The organism is Actinoplanes rectilineatus, assembly GCF_000962825.1.
Lineage (GTDB): Bacteria > Actinomycetota > Actinomycetes > Mycobacteriales > Micromonosporaceae > Actinoplanes > Actinoplanes rectilineatus.
The window spans coordinates 73712-91126 of record NZ_JZKF01000020.1; the positions used below are offsets into that span (position 1 = coordinate 73712).

Genomic DNA, 17415 nt, shown 5'->3' on the forward strand with positions numbered 1-17415 from the left:
AGCACAGCTCAGCCGTCTGTCGCAGCGAAAACGGCAACCGCTACCGAAATGCGGGCCACGGGGCCGCCACGGCGATGCGGTGCGGCGCAGGCTTGGGAGTCGTCACCGGTCAGCGCGCCGGCCGGCACCGGGCGGCGGTGTGTGGCGGCCCGGTCACGCTCTCAGGTAGGCCAGGACGGCTCGGACTCGGCGATGGTCGTCGATGGCGGGTGGGAGGTCGAGTTTGAGCAGGAGGTTGCCGATGTGTTTGGCGACGGCGGCCTCCGTGACGACCAGGGCCCGGGCGACGGCGGCGTTGGAGCGGCCCTCGGCCATCAGGGTGAGCACCTCGCGTTCGCGGGCGGTGAGGCGGTGCAGCGGGTCCCGGCGGCGGCCGACCAGCTGGCGGACGACCTCGGGATCGACGACGGTGCGGCCGGCGGCGACCGACTCGAGTGCCTCCACGAAGTCGGCGACCTCGCCGATCCGGTCCTTGAGAAGGTAGCCGACACCGGCACCGGGACCGGCGTCGAGCAGTTCGGACGCGTAGGTCTGCTCGACGTATTGGCTGAGCACCAGCACGGGCAGTGTGGGGTCGGCGGCGCGCAGGGCGATCGCCGCCTGCAGGCCCTCGTCGCTGAAGCCGGGCGGCATCCGCACATCCGTGACGACCACGTCGGGGCGGTGCTCGACGACGGCGGCGCGCAGGGCGTCCGCGTCGCCGACGGCCGCGACCACGTCATGGCCGAAGCGGCGCAGCATGCCGGCGACACCCTCGCGCACGATCAGGCCGTCCTCGGCGATCACCACTCTCATGACGGCTCCGGGAGGACGGGGATCTCGGCTCGGATCAGGGTTGGGCCGCCGGGTGGGCTGGAGACCGAGACGGTGCCGTCGAGCACGGCCAGTCGGTCGGCGAGGCCCACCAGCCCGGAACCCGCGTCCGCGTCTGCGCCGCCGCGGCCGTCATCACGTACGCAAAGGAGGAGACGACGGCCGGTGGGCGCCTCACGCACCGTGACCAGCGCCTGGCCGGCGCCGCTGTGCTTGGCCACGTTGGTCAGTGCCTCGGCGACCACGAAGTAGGCGGTCATCTCGACCGCCGGGGGCAGTCGCTCGGGCAGCGTGATGTCGAGGGTGATCGGGATCGGGGCGATCGAGGCCAGCTCACCGACGGCCGCGGCCAGGCCCCGGTCGGTGAGCACTTTCGGGTGGACGCCGCGGATCAGCTCCCGCAGGTCGGTGAGCGCCTGTTTGGCCAGGTCGTGCGCGTCGGTGACCGCGGCGGCGGCGGGCGACCCGGCGGGCAGTTCGAGGCGGGCCATGCCCAGCTGGATGCTCAGTGCGACGAGCCGCTGCTGGGCGCCGTCGTGCAGGTCACGTTCGATGCGGCGGCGTTCCACCTCGAACGCGTCGACCAGCCGGGCCCGCGACCGGGTGACCTCGATGAGGCGCTCGTCGCTGCGGGGTACCAGCATCGCCCGGGCCATCGCCGCCCGTGCTCCGGCCCAGGCGATGACCGGGTAGGCCAGGATCACCGAGAGTGGACCGGCGATCAGCATGACCGGCACGGTGGTGGTGGCCGGCTCGTCGTTGATCGCCCACGGCGCGCCGAGCGAGATCGCCACGAGGTAGGCGACGCCGCCGAGCACGATCGCGTCCATCCAGCAGAGCAGGGAGGCGGACAGCGCCGCGTAGGCCAGCTCGCGCCAGGTCGCCTCCTCCCGCAACCGGATCCGCAGCCAGGCACGCCACCCGGCGCCGGCGGGCACCGGCCGGTGCGTGTCGGGCATCTCCGCGTCGTCGACCAGGCGCAGGCGGCGGCGTTCGAGCCGGGCCACCACGGTGCCGGAGAGTAGGACGGCGACGAAGCCGCCGACGCCCACCACGACCGCCGTGAGCAGCGCACCGACGATCAGGAGGGCGAGGACGGCCGCGGTCGTGGCCCAGCCGAGCAGCGCCCCGGTGACCAGGTATGCCAGGGAGCGCCACGGCCAGGCCGACCGGATCAGATCGACCGGTGGCAGGGAGAGCGCGTCGAGCGCGTTGCGAACCGGCATGCCCGCACGGTACCGAGGCCGGGCCGGGTTGTCGGTAGTGCTGGATATACCTCAGGGCTGTTCCTGGCCGTACTGTGCCGGGCTGCGGGAGCCGGTTGGCTGGACCGCATGACAGACGACGCGGTACAGCTGCGGGCGGTGAGCCGCCGATACGGCACGGGTGAGCGGGCCGTGACCGCCCTCGATCAGGTCAGCGCGGACTCGGGCGGGGCACGTTCACGGCGGTGGTGGGACCGTCCGGGCCGGAATCTCCCTGCTCGGGGTCCGTTCGGCCGTGGAGTCCGAGATCGGGGCGGCGGTGCCACTGGTGATCCCGTGGACGGCGGCCGTCGCGGTCACCGGATGGCGTGCCGTGGTCGCGGTCGTGGCGGCGATCGCGCCGGCGGTACGTCGCCGCTGATCAGCGGCCCCTCGTCACGCGGATGTGGCGTCCGCAGGTCCGAATGGGACAGCGGTCGATGTCATCCGGCCGATGATCAGGGCACGGTCCGGGGGATCCGGTGGGAGGGGAACTGTTCTAGGCTGACGCGAATCGCTCTCAGCAAGGTCTCAGCCAGGGGGGACGGGAAATGCAGCATGGCACGCGCCGGAGGGTGCTCTGGGCACTGGTGGCCGCGCAGGCGGTGCTGACCCTGCCCGCGGTCGGGCTCTGGCTGCTCACCAGTCCGTCGGTGGTCGGCCCCGGACCGGGCGCCGGGGTCGGGGCCGGGCTGCTCGGCCTCTACCTGATGGCGATCGGCCTGCCCTGGTCGGTTTTCGTCTGTCTGTTCGACAACCAGTGGGCGCTGTTCGACAGCCCGGTGCGTGACCTGGTCGTCACCGGGCCGGCCCTGCTCAACCTGGTCCTGACCACGATCGGCGTGTGGTGGAGCGGGCGGCACCCCGCGGTCGAACGCGACTGGGAGATCATCGAGGTCGACGGGGACGAGGAAGCGGACACCGAGGCCGAGGCCGAGGCGCGCGGCTGACCGGCCCCGCCCGCCGCCGGTGAAGCCGCCGGCCGGCGCCCGGCGCCCGGGGACGAACGCCACCGCCCGGTCAGCGGCCTGCGGGGGTGGCCGGGGTCGCCGGCGTCAACTGGCCCGCGGCCGTCAACGTTCGCGTCGACCAGCGCATCGCGTCCAGCGTCGCGCCGGCCAGGTCGGCCGCGCCGAACTCGCCCTCGTCGTAGGCCCGGACCGCCGCCAGGAGCCGGCCCAGCGGGCCGCGGCCCTCGGTCAGCGCCTCCGCCACCTCCGTCGACAGCGGCAGTTGTTCGGCCACCGCCGCCGGCGTCGACGCCATCAGGTTCGCCATGCCGCTGATCAGGCCCGTGATGAAGGCCGCTCCCGGGTCCGCCTTGTACCGGGGCGCCAGGTTCTCGCACAGGCGCGCCCGGGTCAGCGCCGTCAGGAGTTGCTCCTCCGGGGCCTCCGCCACATCGTCCACCACCATCAGCGTGGCCCAGCGCCGGATCCGGGTCAGGCCGACGAGGGTCACCGCCTGGCGCACCGACGAGATCCGGCTCACCACGCCCGACGCCACCGAGTTGCTCACTCGCAGGACGCGCAGGGCCAGTGCCGGGTCGCTCGCGATGATCGCGGTGACCTTGTCCATCGGCACGTCCGGGGACATCAGCGCCGCCACCAGTTCCAGGCGGCGCAGCCGGGACGGGGAGAGGCTCGGGGCGCTCAGCGTCTGTGGGCGGCTCAGGGCGTACCCCTGGCGAAGTTCCATGCCGAATTTGTCGGCTATCGCCACCTGCTCGTCGGTTTCCAGGCGTTCGGCGACGAGTTGGATGCCCGGGAAGCGGCGGCATTCGGTGACGATGTCGTCGAGGCGGCTCAGGTCGCCGTCGAGCAGGTCCAGCTTGACGTACGACGCCAGGCCCAGGAGCCGTTCGTGGCCGGATCCCCAGACGAAGTCGTCGAGGGCGATCCGGTAGCCCGCCTCGGCGAGCGCGGTCAGCCCGCCGATCACCTCGTCGTCGACGTCGACCGTCTCCAGCACCTCGAGCACCACCTGTTCGGGGCCGAACGGCAACGGCAGCCGGCCGGTCACGAACTCGCGGGTCAGGTTGATGAAGCAGGGCCGGTTGCCGGCCACTTCGGCGATGCCGAACTCGGTGAACACGTTCACCATGACGGCGCTGGTCGCATACGTGTCCTGCCGCCCGGACGCGACCGCGTCCATACGACCCCGGAACAACAGCTCGTAGGCCACCACGACACCCTTGGCATCGAAGATGGGCTGACGGCCCACATGTACCGCGTCCAACACCGGATTCCCCACGTCGAGGCCATCGGCATCAGCGGCCGGGACTTAACGAAACAACCGGACCGGTCCCACACCGCGCTCCGGGAAACACTGCCGGGACGAAGACTTCCCCGTCACCGGCCCGACGTGCTGGGATGAGACCGCCGTCACATGTTATCTCTGAAGGGGACCGCCGGATGCTCAACCTCGCCGTTCTGCTGGAGGACAGCGCCCGTCACCACCCGGACCGGGCCGCTGTCGTGCTCGGGCCCCAGCGGCTGACCTATGCCCAGGTGGACGCGGCCGCCAACCAGGTGGCGAACCTGCTCGTGGACCACGGGATCCGGCCCGGCGACAAGGTCGCCCTCACCTGCCCCAATCTGCCGTACTTCCCGGTCGTCTACTACGGCATCCTCAAGGCCGGCGCGGTGGTCGTCCCGCTGAACGTGCTGCTCAAGGGGCGTGAGATCGCCTATCACCTGAAGGATTCCGAGGCGCGGGCGTATTTCTGCTTCGCGGGCACCCCGGAGTTGCCGATGGGCGCGGCCGGCCGGGCCGGGTTCGACGAGGCACCCGGCTGCGAGCACTTCTTCCTCATCGATGCCGAGATCAACGCCGACCGGGGCAAGGCATCCGACCGGCCCACGACCTTCGCCACCGTGCAGCGTGACGAGACCGACCCGGCGGTGATCCTGTACACCTCCGGCACGACCGGTCAGGCCAAGGGCGCCGAACTGTCGCACTCGAACCTGGTGATGAACGCGCTCACCTGCAACCGGCTGTTCGGCAGCAAGCCGGCCGAGGACACCCACCTGGTGGTGCTGCCGTTGTTCCACTCGTTCGGTTCGACGGTCAACATGAACGCCGGTTTCGCCAGCGTGTCCACCCTGGTGCTGCTGCCGCGGTTCGACGCGGCCGCCGCGGTCGCGGTGCTGCAGAGCGAGGACGTGACGTTCTTCGCCGGCGTCCCCACCATGTACTGGGGGTTGCTGAACGCGCTGACCGACGGCGTGGACGTCGACCGGATCGCCCGGAACATGCGGGTTGCCGTGTCCGGCGGTTCCAGCCTCCCGGTCGAGATCATCAAGGAGGTCCGGGAGCGCCTCGGGGTTTCCATCCTGGAGGGGTACGGGCTGTCCGAGACGTCGCCGGTCGCGACGTTCAGTGATCCGCACAGCGAGCCGCGGCCCGGTTCGATCGGGATCCCGGTCTGGGGTGTCGAGGTGAAGCTGATCGACCCGGAGTGGAACACGGTCGACGGCGTGGACGAGATCGGTGAGGTGGCGATCCGCGGCCACAACATCATGCGGGGCTACTACAACCGGCCGGAGGCGACCGCCGAGGTGATGCGGGACGGCTGGTTCCGCAGCGGTGACCTGGCCCGGCGGGACGCCGACGGCTTCTACTACATCGTCGACCGCGCCAAGGACATGATCATCCGCGGGGGCTTCAACGTGTACCCGCGGGAGGTCGAGGAGGTCCTGATCACCCACGAGGCGGTGTCCCTCGCGGCGGTGATCGGGGTGCCGCACCCGAGTCACGGCGAGGAGGTCAAGGCGTTCGTCATCCTCAAGCCCGGCGCCTCGGTCACCGAGGACGAGCTGGTGGCCTGGGGCAGGGAGCAGATGGCGGGTTACAAGTACCCGCGGGTGGTCAGCATCGTGCCGTCCCTGCCCATGACCGCCACCGGTAAGCTGCTCAAACGCGAACTCAGCTGACCCGCTGACGGGTCGTTCGAGGCGTTCGGCGGATCCCGCCGGACGCCTCGTTCTCATAACATCCCGTCACGAAACCGCCATAGAAACCGCGTAGAAATACCCCGGCAAGATCACTTGCATCGGTGAAGCACAGTGGAACGGGCAGAACAGCCGGGCACACGGAGGCACAGCGTGACCACAGCTCTGGCGGAACGGCCCACCTCGGCCGCCACGCCCCCGCGCAGCACGGCCGTGCTGCGCCGCATCGCGGAGATGCGGCGCACCTCCCCCGGCCGGCTGCGCCTGATGCTCGCCGTGCTCCTCGTGCTCGCCGCCCTGACCGGGACGGTCGCCGGGCTGACCGCCCGGGCCGCCGCCACCGGCACCGCCGACCTGGGCGGACGGGCGCAGCCGCTGCTCACCGAGGCGGAGACGATCTACTCCCGGCTGGCCGACGCGGACACCACGGCGGCGCAGGCGTTCCTCTCCGGCGGCCAGGAGCCGGTCGTGCTGACCGCCCGCTACGAGGAGGACCTGTCGGTCGCCGCGACGGCGCTGACGTCCGCCGCGCGGCGTACCCCGGAGAAAGGCCCGGCGGCAGACGCGATCCGCGCCCTCTCGGCCGGCCTGGCACGCTACAACGCGCTGGTCGCCACCGCGCGCGCCGACAACCGGCAGGGCCTGCCGGTCGGCGCCTCCTACCTGGCCACCGCCTCCGAGCTCAACCGGGAGACGCTGCAGCCGCAGGCGCAGGTCCTGTTCCAGATCGCCGAGCAGGAGGTGGACGCCGGCTACGACGACGCGCGCAGCTCCTGGTGGCTGTCGCTGCTGCTGGCACTGCTCCTGATCCTGGTCACCGCCCTGCTCTGGGTGCAGGGCCGTCTCAGCTCGGCGACCCGGCGCACCTTCAACGTGCCGCTGGTCGCGGCCACCGCGGTCACCGTCGTGCTGGCGCTGGCCGCCGGGGTGGTGTTCGCGACGCAGCGGGACGCGCTCGACGACGCGGACCGCAACGGCTCCACCCCGGTCACCACGCTCGCCGAGCTGCGGATCATGGCGTTGCGCGAGCGGGCGGCCGAGGCGCTGACCCTGGCCGGGCGGGCCGGCAGCGGCGCCGACGAGGAGCGGTTCACCGCCATCAGTGATCAACTCGTCTTCGACGACCCGTCGCTCGACGGACTCGAGGCGTACACCGATGAGGCGCGGTCTCAGCACGAGGCTTACGTCGCTCTGCATGAGAAGGTCCGCGAACTGGATGACACCGGGCGTTACGACGAGGCCGTCGCGCTGGCCCTGGGCACCGAGACCACCGGCGCCTTCGAGGCGCTCACCGGCACGCTCGACCAGGCCCTGACCGAGCGCAAGGCGGTCTTCGACGACGACATCCACCGAGCCGGGCGGGGTCTGGGTGTGCTCACCGTCCTCGGCCCGCTGCTCGCCCTGCTGATCTGCCTACTCGTCGGCGCCGGCATTCGGGCCCGTCTGGAGGAGTACCGATGAGGCGCGCCGCCGGTGTTCTCACCGCCCTGCTGCTGCTCACCGGCTGCACGACCGTCGAGGAGCCGGTGACGGAGAAGCCCTCAGCCGCCCCGGAGGCGGCGGAGGAGACGACCACCGCGGCGCCGGACTGCGACGCCCGTGCCAGCCTGCGGCCCACCGGTTCGCTGCCGGCCGCCGGGAGGATGCCGGCCGGCAGCTACATGGAGGAGATCCGCAAGCGCGGCCGGCTGATCCTCGGCACCAGCCAGGACAGCCTGCTGTTCAGCTCCCGCAACCCGTTCACCGGTGCGGTCGAGGGCTTCGACGTCGACATGGGCCGGCAGATCGCCGCGGCCATCTTCGGGGACCCGGACAAGCTGCAGATCAAGGTGATCCCGCACGGCGACCGCACCAAGGTCGTCGCCGACGGCCAGGTCGACCTGGTGATCAACACGATGACCGCGAACTGCGCCCGCTGGCAGGAGGTCGACTTCTCCACGGTCTACCTCGAGGCCGGGCAGAAACTGCTGGTCGCCAAGGACTCCACCGTCCGGGGCATCGACGAGCTGGGCGGCAGGAAGGTGTGTGCGGCGGTCGGCTCGACCTCCCTGCGCAACATCGCCGCCGTCTCCACCGGGCCGATCGCGGTCGCCCGTCCCGGCTGGGGCCAGTGCCTGGTCGCCTTCCAGCTCGGCGAGGTCGACGCCGTCTCCACCGACGACACCGTCCTGGCCGGGCTGGTCGCCCAGGACCCGTACACCAAGGTGGTCGGGGATCGTTTCACCGAGGAGCCCTACGGCATCGCGATCTCCAAGAACCACCCCGATCTGACCCGGTTCGTCAACGCGGTCCTCGAACGCGACCGTGAGAACGGCACCTGGACGAGGATCTACGAGAAGTGGCTCGGCGAGGACCTCGGCGCGGCACCACAGCCACCCGCGGCACGGTACCGATGAGCACCACGGCCGCCGCGGACGCCGAACTCGCCCGGCTGGAGAGCGCCGTCGCCGCGATAGCCACCAACCTCGTCGAGCTCGACGAGAACCCGGACCGCAAGGAACTGGGCGTCACCGCGCTGACCGGCCGGACCGCGCAGGCCTGGTCCGGCGCCGAGGACGCGCTGGGCCGCCTCTGGCAGGGCCACCGGCAGCTCACCGACGTGATCACCCAGGCCCGCGCGCTGCGGGACCGGCGTCGGCCGAGCGAGGAGGAACGCGCGGCCTACACCCACCAGGTTCTGGGGCCGTCGATCACGCTCTCCACCAGCACCGTCCCGCTGGCGCAGCGCGGTCTGCTCGGCACCGGCCAGGTCAGCACGGTCTGCTCCCCCGCCGAGCTGCTGGCGGCGATGGAGACCGCGTTCATGACGGCGGTCGACGTGGTGACCCGCGCCGGTGAGGCGTGGCGCCGGATGCTTCCGGTCGCCGCCGACGCCGCGGCGTCACTGGCGCACGCCCGTTCGCTCACTCCCGGCGCGCCCGGGCCCCTGCTGCGGGAGGCCGACCGGCTGCTCGGCATCGTCACCCGGACCCTGGCCACCGATCCGCTGAGCGCCGACGTGTCCGGTCTTGATCAGGTGCGGGACCTGCTCGCGCGGGCCGACGCCGAGCGCACCTCCGCCGACGAGCTGCGGGCCTCCCTGACACGGCGGCTTCGCGACGCACGGGCGCTGCTGTCCGAGATCGACGCGGCGTTCCGGTCCGCCGAGGCAGCCCACGCGGCGGCAGCCGGGCGTTTCCACGATCAGACACCTTCTCTCGTACGCGAGAAAGACCTCGTTCCGGACCTCGCGGCGATCGAGGCGCTGGCCGCCGCCGGACAGTGGGCGATGATCAGCCCGCGGATCTCGGCGTGGACCCGGCAGGCGAAGGACCACCTGGCCGCCCTACGCCGGGCGGCCGACCGCGACACCACGCTGCTCGCCGGCCGGGGCGAACTCCGCGGCCGGCTCGACGCCTACCGGGCCAAGGCGCTGAGCCGTGGACTCGGTGAGGACACCACCCTGACGCCGCTCGCCGAGGCGGCCCGGGAGGCGCTCTACCAGGCGCCGTGCGACCTCGCGGCCGCCCGGGCGGCCGTGGACGCCTACCAGGACGCCCTGTCCGCCACGATCGCAGCGAGGAACCCGCGATGAACTGCCAGCGCAACTGTCCCGGCACGATCGAGGACGGCTACTGCGACGAGTGCGGCATGGCCCCGGCCCCGCCGGTGTCCGCGTTGTCCCGTGCCTCCACCCCGGTGTCCCGTGCCTCCATCCCCGTGTCCCGTGCCTCCACCCCGGTGTCAGACGGCTCGCCGTGCGGCCGGGGCGGCTGTCCCGGTGTCATCGAGGACGGCTACTGCAACGAGTGCGGTCTCGCCCCGGCCACCACCGTCGTTCCCGCTCCCCGGAGCGCCTCGGTGGCGTCGCGGCCCGGCTCCTCGCGCAGCGGGGCGCTGTCCACCCGGGGCAGCCGCGGCAGCACCCGCACCGGCAGCAGCGGCTCCCGCCGGCGCTTCGGCGGCGGACTCGTCGACATCGCCCCGGTCGCCCAGGCCGACCCGGCCTCCGCCGTGATGGCCGTCGCCGAAGTACCGGAGTCCAAGCGGTACTGCGCCAAGTGCAACGAACCGGTCGGCCGTGCCCGGGGCGACCGTCCCGGCCGTGGCACCGGCTTCTGCCCGTCGTGCGGTGAGGCCTTCGACTTCACCCCCAAACTGGCCAAGGGCGACCTGGTCGGCGGGCAATATGAGGTGGTCGGGCCCCTCGCGCACGGCGGCCTCGGCTGGATCTACCTGGCCGTGGACAAGAACGTCTCGGACCGCTGGGTCGTCCTCAAGGGCCTGCTCAACTCCGGTGACGAGGACGCCCTGGCCGCCGCGGTGGCCGAACGACGGTTCCTCGCCGAGGTCGAACACCCCAACATCGTCAAGATCTACAACTTCGTGGAGCACACCGCGGCGTCCGGCGACACCGCCGGCTACATCGTGATGGAGTACGTCGGCGGCAAGTCCCTCAAAGACCTGCTCAAGCAACACGGCGGGCCGCTGCCGGTGGACCGCGCCCTGGCGTACCTGCTGGAGATCATGCCGGCGTTCGGTTACCTGCACGACCGGGGACTGATCTACTGCGACTTCAAGCCGGACAACGTGATCCAGGCCGGCGACCAGATGCGCCTGATCGACCTCGGTGGCGTCGTCCACGAGGAGGACGAGGACTCGGCGATCTACGGCACGATCGGATACCAGGCGCCGGAGATCGCGGTCGACGGGCCGTCGATCGCGTCCGACCTGTACACCATCGGGCGCACCCTGGCCGTACTCACCACGGACTTCCGCGGATACCAGAGCACCTTCCGGGACAGCCTGCCGGACCGGGGGTCGTTCGACGCGTACAAGCAGCACGAATCGTTCTACCGCCTGATCGTGCGGGCCACCCGCCCCGACCCGGCCGACCGGTTCGTCGACGCCGCCGAGATGTCCGAACAGATGCTCGGCGTGCTCCGGCAGGTCCTCGCCGCCGGCGGCGAACCCCGGCCCGCGCCGTCCCGGCTGTTCACCGCCGAACTGCGCACCGACCCGGACAGCGACGCACCCCGCTGGCAGGACCTGCCCACGCCACTGACCGACCTGACCGACCCGTCCGCCGCGTTCCTCGCCTCGGTCACCGTCAGCGAGCCGTCCGAAGTGCTCACCCTGCTCACCAAGGCACCGCACCACACCCTTGAGGTACGCCTGCGTGAGCTCCGTGCCTACATCGACCTGGGCGCCCACGACGGCTCCTTCGACGACGCCCGCGCCGCCCGTGCGCTGCTCGCCGAATCCGCCGGCGACGACTGGCGGGTCGCCTGGTACGACGGCCTGCTCGCCCTCGCCGCCGGCGACGCCACCCACGCCCGCGAACGCTTCGAAGCGGTCTGGGCGGCGCTGCCCGGCGAACTCGCCCCCCAACTCGCCCTCGGCCTCGCGGCGGAACTCGCCGGCGACGCGGCCGGGGCCTGCCGGCACTACGACGTGGTCAGCCGCACCGACCCGGCGTACACGACAGCCGCCGCCGGACTGGCCCGCTGCCGGCTCGCCGACGGAGACCGGTCCGGGGCGGTGGAGGCGTACAACCGGGTGCCCGGGACGTCGTCGGCGTACCGCAGCTCCCAGGTCGGCGCGGTCCGCGCCCTGATCGGCCGGCAGCCGGCGGACCGGGTGGACGTGCTCTCCCTGTCCACGGCGGCCGACCTGATCGACCGACTCGAGATCGGGAGCGCGCAGCTCGCGGCGCTCCGCGCGGAACTCCTGGAACAGGCGCTGACGATCCTGGGGCGCGGCAGCAGGGTGCCACGGGCGGTGCTCGGGACGACCGGTTCCCCCGGGACCACCAGTTCACTTGCCGGAGCCGGAGCCGGAGCCGGAGCCGGAGCTGGAGCTGGAGCTGGACCTGGAACCGGAGTCGGAGTCGGAGCCGGAGCCGGAGCCGGAGCCGGAGCCGGACCTGGAACCGGAGTCGGAGCCGCGTCCGCGACCACGCCTGCGGGAGCGGCGGGCACCCCGGCGGGAGACGCCGCGGAGCGCGACGTACGGTTCGCGCTCGAAGCCGCGTACCGGGAGATGGCCCGGGCGGCTCACGGGCCGGAGAAGATCCGCCTGGTGGACCTGGCGAACGCGGCGCGGCCGCGGACGCGTACGTAGAAGGGCGGTAACCGCGCCGATGATCCTGACCGAGTGCGTCGCATGCGCCGACGAGCGCGCCGCGGGCGCGGCGTTCTGCGAGGAGTGCGGACGCCCGCTGCGCCCCGCCGAGCCGTCCACCGACGGGCCGGCCGTTCAGGCTGCCCCCGACACGCCCGTCGTAACGCCCCCGGCCCCCGAAGCCTCCGAGGTCGGCCCGGTCGCCCCGGTCGCCCCGGTCGCCCCGGTCGCCCCGGTCGCCCCGGTCGCCGAGCCCACCACCGCCCGGTCGGCAGCTGCCGATCCTGCCGCCAGGTCAGCCACCGCTGAGTCCACAGCCGCTGACGCCGCAGCCGCTGAGTCCACAGCCGCTGACGCCACAGCGGTTGGGTCCACAGCGGTTGGGTCCACAGCCGCGGATACCGCCATCACCGTTGATACCGCTGAAGCCACCGCGACCACCGAGTCCGGCGCCGCCGCGCCCAAGGAGACCCCGCCCGAGTCGGAGCCTGACACAGACGCCGAACCGGAGGCGAGCGCCGAGGCCGACGTGGACGCCGAGGCCGACGTGGATGGTGACGAAGCGATCGGGGCCGAGACCGGCACCGAGGCCGAGGCTGAGGCCGTGAGTTCGACCGGGCCGGGCGGGGATGTCGAGGAGACGGAGCAGCGGGAGCCGAGCGGGACGAGCGGATCTGCAGAGTCCGGGAAGCCTGCGGGAACGGTGGGGAATCCCGGGCGGCCACGCACCGGCCGGAGCTGCCCGCACTGCGGGGCGGCGGGAAGCGTGGGCTCGGACCGGTACTGCGAGGAATGCGGCATGCTGGCCGGCCGTCCCCGCGACCACATCGAGGCGGACGGCGGGCCGGTGGCCGCGGCGGTGAGCGACCGGGGACGCCGCCACCACCGCAACGAGGACGCGATGTGGCTCGCCGTCGGACAGGCCGCCGCCGACGTGGTGGTCTGCGACGGTGTCTCGGCCTCCTACGACCCGGATGCCGCTTCGGACGCGGCCGCCCGCGCCGCCGGCGAACTCCTCTCCGCCGCTCCGCACCCGGCCCCGCCCGCCCGATCCGCTGAGCCGGCTCTGTCCGGATCAGCGGGCGCGGCGGCAGCGGACGCCGTGGCAGCGGACGCCGTGGCAGCGGACGCCGTGACTCCTGCCGCGGTGGAGGAGACCGCCGCGGGTTCCGGCGGGAAGGCTGCCGGGCCGGCGGTGGTGGTAGCTGAGGTGGTCGGTGCTGCCGGCAACGGTTCTGCCGCGGACGCGGACGCGGACGCGGACGCGGACACGGGCACGGGCACGGACACGGGCACGGGCACGGACACGGACACGGACACGGACACGGCCGGGAAGGCTGCCGAGCCGGCGGTGGTGATCGCCGAGGTGGTCGCGGCGGCTATCGGGGCTGCCGCGGACGCGGTGGCGGCGCTGGTGAACAACGGGGATCCCCGGCGGGCCGCCTCCAACCCGGCCTGCACGATCGTGGCCGCCGCGGTGCGCGGGCCGCATGTCGGGTTCGGGTGGGTCGGGGACAGCCGGGCCTACTGGATCGGACCGTACGGGCCGGCCGAGCAGCTCACCGAGGACGACTCGTGGGCGCAGCACGTCATCTCGATGGGCGTGGACCCCCGGGTGGCGATGAACGATCCGAAGGCGCATGCGATCACCGCCTGGCTGGGTGCGGACGCCGGGCCGGTCCGGCCCCGGATGGGTGCGTTCACCGCCACCGCCCCGGGAATGCTGGTCCTGTGCAGCGACGGTCTGTGGAACTACCTGCCGGACGCGGAGGACTTCGCCGACGTGGTGCGGGACTGTCTGGACATCGCATCCGGGCCGTCGCCGCTGCTCGACGCCGCCCGTGAGCTGGTCGCGTTCGCGAACGCGGCGGGCGGGTCCGACAACATCACGGTCGCGCTCGTCCCGGTCGCCCCCGCCGCGGCTGCCGCCGAGCAGACCGGATCAGATCAGAGCAAGATCGATGATCGGGGTACGCACGAGACCGCCCCCGATCAGACCGCGAAAGACCCGGCCGCGAACACGCCGGAAGCCGGCGAACCGGCCCTGAACGAGCCGGCCGCCAACGATGAGACCGCAGCCGAGACCGCCGGACCCGAGCCCTCAGCGGGGCGGGCCGGCGCTGTTCCCACCGCGTAAGGAGTCCGAGTGACGTACACCGCCGAGGCGTTCCAGAACGAGTTCCTGCCGCTGGGCGCCACCGAGGTCAACGCGATCGTGACGGTCACGTCGACCGGCGCCGAGGGTGGTCGCCGCACCTGGGGGGCGACCGAGATCATCATTGTCGACGCGTCCGGGTCGATGCAGGCCGACGGCCGGATCGGCGCGGCCCGGCAGGCTGCGAAGGCCGCCGTGGACTGCATCGACGACGGCGTCCACTTCGCGATCATCGCCGGGGTGGGCACCGCGCAGCAGCTGTTCCCGGATCCGGGGCAGCTCGCGGTGGCGTCGCCCGCCACCCGGGCCGCCGCCTCCGCGGCCGTCGACCGGCTGCAGGCCAGCGGCGGCACCGCGATGGGCGCCTGGCTGCTGCTCGCCGCGCAGCTGTTCGCGCAGCGTCCGGGCGACATCGCGCATGCCATCCTGCTGACCGACGGCGACAACGGGGAGCGCCAGGGTTACCTGGAGAGCGTGCTGACGTCGATCGCCGGCAAGTTCACCTGCGACTGCCGGGGTGTCGGCACCGACTGGAAGGTCTCCGAACTCCGCAAGATCGCCTCGGCGATGCTGGGTACCGTCGACATCGTGGCCCGGCCCGCTGACCTGGCTGCCGCGTTCCAGCGGATGATGACCGCCGCGATGGGCAAGACCAGCGCGGACGTGCAGCTCAAGGTGTGGACGCCGGTGAACAGCACGGTCCGGTTCGTCAAGCAGGTCGAGCCGGAGGTGACCGACCTGACCGGCAGGCGGGTGGCCGACGGCGCCCGCGCGGCCCGGTACCCGCTCGGCGCCTGGGGTTCGGAGAGCCGGGACTATCACATCTGCGTCGACGTGCCCGCGGGTGCGGCCGGCGACGAGATGCTGGCCGCCCGGATCTCGATCGTCGAGGGTGACACCGTGCACGCGCAGTCCCTGGTCCGGGCGGTGTGGACGGAGGACACCGCGCTCTCCACGCGGATCAACCGGCAGGTGGCCCACTACACCGGGCAGGCCGAGCTGGCCGACGTGATCCAGGCCGGTCTGGCCGCCCGGGACTCCGGTGACGAGCGGACCGCGACGATGAAGTTCGGCCGGGCCGCGCAGCTCGCGCACAGCAGCGGCAACACCGCCACCGAGGAGTTGCTGGCCAAGGTGGTGGAGATCGACGACGCGGTGACCGGTACGGTCCGCCTGCGCCGCAAGGTCGCCGCCGAGGACGAGATGGCGCTGGACACCCGTTCCACCAAGACGGTACGTGTCGGGCGGGCGCAGTGACCTCGTACGTCTGCCCGAAGGGTCACCCGTCGCGGGAGGGCGACTTCTGCGACACCTGCGGGACGCGGATCTCCGGTTCCGCGCCGACGACGGTGGTGCTGCCCAGCACCCCGTCGGCGCAGGTGACCGGTCAGCCGTCGATGCAGGTGACCGGTCCGCCGACGATCGTGCCGTGCCCGAACTGCGGCACGCCGCGGACGGCGATGTGGCGGTTCTGCGAGGAGTGCGGGTACGACCACAACACCGGCCGTGTCCCGGAGTTCGCCGCGCCGCCGCCGGTCACCGCCGGGCCGCCCGGTCAGTGGACCGCGACGGTGTTCGCCGACCGCACCTATTTCGACGCGAACGTGGCCGAGGGCGTGGTGTTCCCGGCGGACGCCCCGGAGCGGACGGTCGTGCTGCCCGCCCCGCAGGTGCGGATCGGCCGGAGCAGCAGTTCCGCTCCGGGACCGGCCCCGGATCTGGATCTGTCCACGGCCCCGGCCGATCCGGGTGTCTCGCACAACCACGCGCTGCTCACGCTGAGCGTGGACGGGGTGTGGCTGGTGTCCGACCTGAATTCGACGAACGGCACCTACGTCAACGACGAGGAACGTCCGCTGACGGCCGGCCAGTCGCGGGCCCTGAAGGACGGCGACCAGGTGCACGTGGGCGTATGGACCACGATCGCCCTGCACGCGCCCTGACCCCACCCCGCCGTCGACGACTCTGCCGATCGATCGTCCGCGGGATCACCCCTGCCGGCCGGCCCACACGTACGTCCGGGGCGCCACCGTGACCGAACCGGCGAAGTTGGCCTGCACGGTGGCCGCCTCGCGGCTGCTCGGGTCGGCGTTGGTGCAGCTGACCGGCGCACTGCTGCCGGACATCAGGTCGCTGCACAGTCCGGTGCGGTTGTCCGGCAGCCCGAGGATGTGGCCGAACTCGTGGGCGGCGATCCGCGGCGGGGAGTATCCGTCGACGACCGCCTCACGGCCCATGTACCAGCGCCCGTTGCCGAGTGAGGTGCTGTACGTCCGGGGCCAGCCGTTGTCGGCGTACACCCGGATGTTGGGGGTCTGGCCGGAGGCCACGGGTTGGAGGCGGACGTTGGTGACACTGGCGTTCCAGATCGCGGCGCCCTGGTTGACCACGGACACGAATTCCTGGGCCTGGCTCGCGTCGTAGTAGAGGATGCGGGTCGCGGCCCGGGCCGGTTGCGCCGAGGCCACCTGCACCCCGGTGAGGGCTGCGGCGAGGGCGAGCAGACCGGCCAGACGTCTCGAGATCATGGCTGTCTCCTTGGGGGATTTCCGGGAACGGTCCCTTCCACCCTAGGAAAAGCATTGATGTACGTCGATCTAACGCGTCATACCGTTTACCGCCTCATGTCCGGCTGATGACAGTTCGGCAGCCTCCTTGAGTTCGGCGGCGGTCACCCCGGCCGGCGTTCCGAAGTACTTCACCGCCTGGTAATACGTCCACGCGAGACTGAGGCAGGCCGGGCGTTCCAGCCGCTCGTAGCCGGCACACGTGCGTTTCAGATCGGCGTACATGGCCGTGTCGAGACGGTCCTTCGCCTCGGCGAACAGCCCGGCGTCCCGGTAGTTGCGGTACCCGAAGTCGTGCCGCCAGCAGGCCAGGGAGAAGTCGAAACCGAGCGGCCGGTCCGGGCTGAGCGAGCAGTGGTCGGTCCGCCAGTCGAAGTCGTACGACGACCACTTGCCGCGATCCTTGCGGGCGGCGTTCCAGTCCGCGAAACTCGCGGCGCCGGCCTGCGTGAACGATGCCAGGACCTCGAGCTTCGGCGGCCGGGTGGCGGCCGTGGCGGGCACCGCCGCACCGAGGACGAGAACGCCGGCGAGGAACCCGGTGATCAGGGGACGGCGGGACGCGGCACGGGTCATCCTGA

General features: G+C 72.2%; 15 protein-coding genes. 10 read left to right on the forward strand and 5 right to left on the reverse strand.

Features of this window, described 5'->3' with window-relative positions:
- Positions 1-153: 153 nt before the first annotated feature.
- Positions 154-795, reverse strand: coding sequence for a response regulator (locus tag WH85_RS17430; protein ID WP_083449060.1), 642 nt, complete (start codon positions 793-795; stop codon positions 154-156).
- Positions 792-2039, reverse strand: a complete 1248-nt coding sequence (locus tag WH85_RS17435) for a sensor histidine kinase (RefSeq protein ID WP_045742929.1) — start codon at positions 2037-2039, stop codon at positions 792-794. The genes WH85_RS17430 and WH85_RS17435 overlap by 4 nt, the downstream gene beginning before the upstream one ends.
- A 274-nt stretch (positions 2040-2313) precedes the next feature.
- On the opposite strand from WH85_RS17435, the gene WH85_RS53730 reads away from it, so the two are divergent.
- Together WH85_RS53730 and WH85_RS17440 are read left to right on the forward strand one after the other, a co-directional pair.
- A complete protein-coding gene (locus tag WH85_RS53730; protein ID WP_281179066.1) occupies positions 2314-2439 on the forward strand; it encodes a hypothetical protein in 126 nt (41 codons plus the stop codon).
- A gap of 169 nt (positions 2440-2608) precedes the next feature.
- A complete protein-coding gene (locus tag WH85_RS17440; protein WP_157411063.1) occupies positions 2609-3007 on the forward strand; it encodes a hypothetical protein in 399 nt (132 codons plus the stop codon).
- Between the two features lie 70 nt (positions 3008-3077).
- Here the strand turns inward: WH85_RS17440 and WH85_RS17445 are convergent, their stop codons facing one another.
- Positions 3078-4298 (reverse strand): EAL and HDOD domain-containing protein, encoded by a 1221-nt coding sequence (locus WH85_RS17445; protein WP_245673978.1) that lies wholly within the window; start codon positions 4296-4298, stop codon positions 3078-3080.
- A 173-nt stretch (positions 4299-4471) separates the two neighbouring features.
- On the opposite strand from WH85_RS17445, the gene WH85_RS17450 reads away from it, so the two are divergent.
- The 8 genes from WH85_RS17450 to WH85_RS17490 all read left to right on the forward strand — a co-directional run bounded on the left by WH85_RS17450 (position 4472) and on the right by WH85_RS17490 (position 16210).
- Entirely contained in the window at positions 4472-5992 is a 1521-nt protein-coding gene (locus tag WH85_RS17450) for a long-chain-fatty-acid--CoA ligase (RefSeq protein WP_045742932.1), read from the forward strand.
- 171 nt (positions 5993-6163) lie between these two features.
- Complete coding sequence (locus WH85_RS17455; protein ID WP_045742933.1) at positions 6164-7471, forward strand: MCP four helix bundle domain-containing protein; 1308 nt, start codon at positions 6164-6166, stop codon at positions 7469-7471.
- Positions 7468-8406, forward strand: a complete 939-nt coding sequence (locus WH85_RS17460) for a glutamate ABC transporter substrate-binding protein (protein ID WP_045742934.1) — start codon at positions 7468-7470, stop codon at positions 8404-8406. Before WH85_RS17455 ends, WH85_RS17460 begins: the two co-directional genes overlap by 4 nt.
- The gene (locus tag WH85_RS17465) at positions 8403-9584 is read left to right on the forward strand and encodes a hypothetical protein (RefSeq protein WP_045742935.1); all 1182 of its coding nucleotides are present in this window, start codon (positions 8403-8405) and stop codon (positions 9582-9584) included. Before WH85_RS17460 ends, WH85_RS17465 begins: the two co-directional genes overlap by 4 nt.
- Positions 9581-12112: a serine/threonine-protein kinase gene (locus tag WH85_RS17470; protein WP_045742936.1), complete on the forward strand. Its 2532-nt coding sequence runs from the start codon at positions 9581-9583 to the stop codon at positions 12110-12112. The genes WH85_RS17465 and WH85_RS17470 overlap by 4 nt, the downstream gene beginning before the upstream one ends.
- 19 nt (positions 12113-12131) lie before the next feature.
- On the forward strand, positions 12132-14249 hold the full coding sequence (locus WH85_RS52960) for a PP2C family protein-serine/threonine phosphatase (protein ID WP_052720514.1): 2118 nt from the start codon (positions 12132-12134) through the stop codon (positions 14247-14249).
- Positions 14250-14258: 9 nt separating this feature from the next.
- Positions 14259-15524 (forward strand): vWA domain-containing protein, encoded by a 1266-nt coding sequence (locus WH85_RS17485; RefSeq protein WP_045742937.1) that lies wholly within the window; start codon positions 14259-14261, stop codon positions 15522-15524.
- A complete protein-coding gene (locus WH85_RS17490) occupies positions 15521-16210 on the forward strand; it encodes an FHA domain-containing protein (RefSeq protein ID WP_045742938.1) in 690 nt (229 codons plus the stop codon). The genes WH85_RS17485 and WH85_RS17490 overlap by 4 nt, the downstream gene beginning before the upstream one ends.
- A gap of 45 nt (positions 16211-16255) precedes the next feature.
- On the opposite strand, the gene WH85_RS17495 is transcribed toward WH85_RS17490, so the two are convergent.
- Together WH85_RS17495 and WH85_RS17500 are read right to left on the reverse strand one after the other, a co-directional pair.
- Positions 16256-16795 (reverse strand): snapalysin family zinc-dependent metalloprotease, encoded by a 540-nt coding sequence (locus WH85_RS17495; RefSeq protein ID WP_045742939.1) that lies wholly within the window; start codon positions 16793-16795, stop codon positions 16256-16258.
- Positions 16796-16864: 69 nt separating this feature from the next.
- A complete protein-coding gene (locus WH85_RS17500) occupies positions 16865-17410 on the reverse strand; it encodes a phospholipase (RefSeq protein ID WP_045742940.1) in 546 nt (181 codons plus the stop codon).
- Between the last annotated feature and the right edge of the window lie 5 nt (positions 17411-17415).

What these genes read in the sequence shown, in the direction of transcription:
- WH85_RS17430 (WP_083449060.1), bottom strand. Translation starts at nt 795, where the DNA reads ATGAGAGTGGTGATCGCCGAGGACGGCCTGATCGTGCGCGAGGGTGTC.
- WH85_RS17435 (WP_045742929.1), bottom strand. Translation starts at nt 2,039, where the DNA reads ATGCCGGTTCGCAACGCGCTCGACGCGCTCTCCCTGCCACCGGTCGAT.
- WH85_RS17440 (WP_157411063.1), top strand. Translation starts at nt 2,609, where the DNA reads ATGCAGCATGGCACGCGCCGGAGGGTGCTCTGGGCACTGGTGGCCGCG.
- WH85_RS17450 (WP_045742932.1), top strand. Translation starts at nt 4,472, where the DNA reads ATGCTCAACCTCGCCGTTCTGCTGGAGGACAGCGCCCGTCACCACCCG.
- WH85_RS17460 (WP_045742934.1), top strand. Translation starts at nt 7,468, where the DNA reads ATGAGGCGCGCCGCCGGTGTTCTCACCGCCCTGCTGCTGCTCACCGGC.
- WH85_RS17465 (WP_045742935.1), top strand. Translation starts at nt 8,403, where the DNA reads ATGAGCACCACGGCCGCCGCGGACGCCGAACTCGCCCGGCTGGAGAGC.
- WH85_RS17470 (WP_045742936.1), top strand. Translation starts at nt 9,581, where the DNA reads ATGAACTGCCAGCGCAACTGTCCCGGCACGATCGAGGACGGCTACTGC.
- WH85_RS52960 (WP_052720514.1), top strand. Translation starts at nt 12,132, where the DNA reads ATGATCCTGACCGAGTGCGTCGCATGCGCCGACGAGCGCGCCGCGGGC.
- WH85_RS17495 (WP_045742939.1), bottom strand. Translation starts at nt 16,795, where the DNA reads ATGATCTCGAGACGTCTGGCCGGTCTGCTCGCCCTCGCCGCAGCCCTC.
- WH85_RS17500 (WP_045742940.1), bottom strand. Translation starts at nt 17,410, where the DNA reads ATGACCCGTGCCGCGTCCCGCCGTCCCCTGATCACCGGGTTCCTCGCC.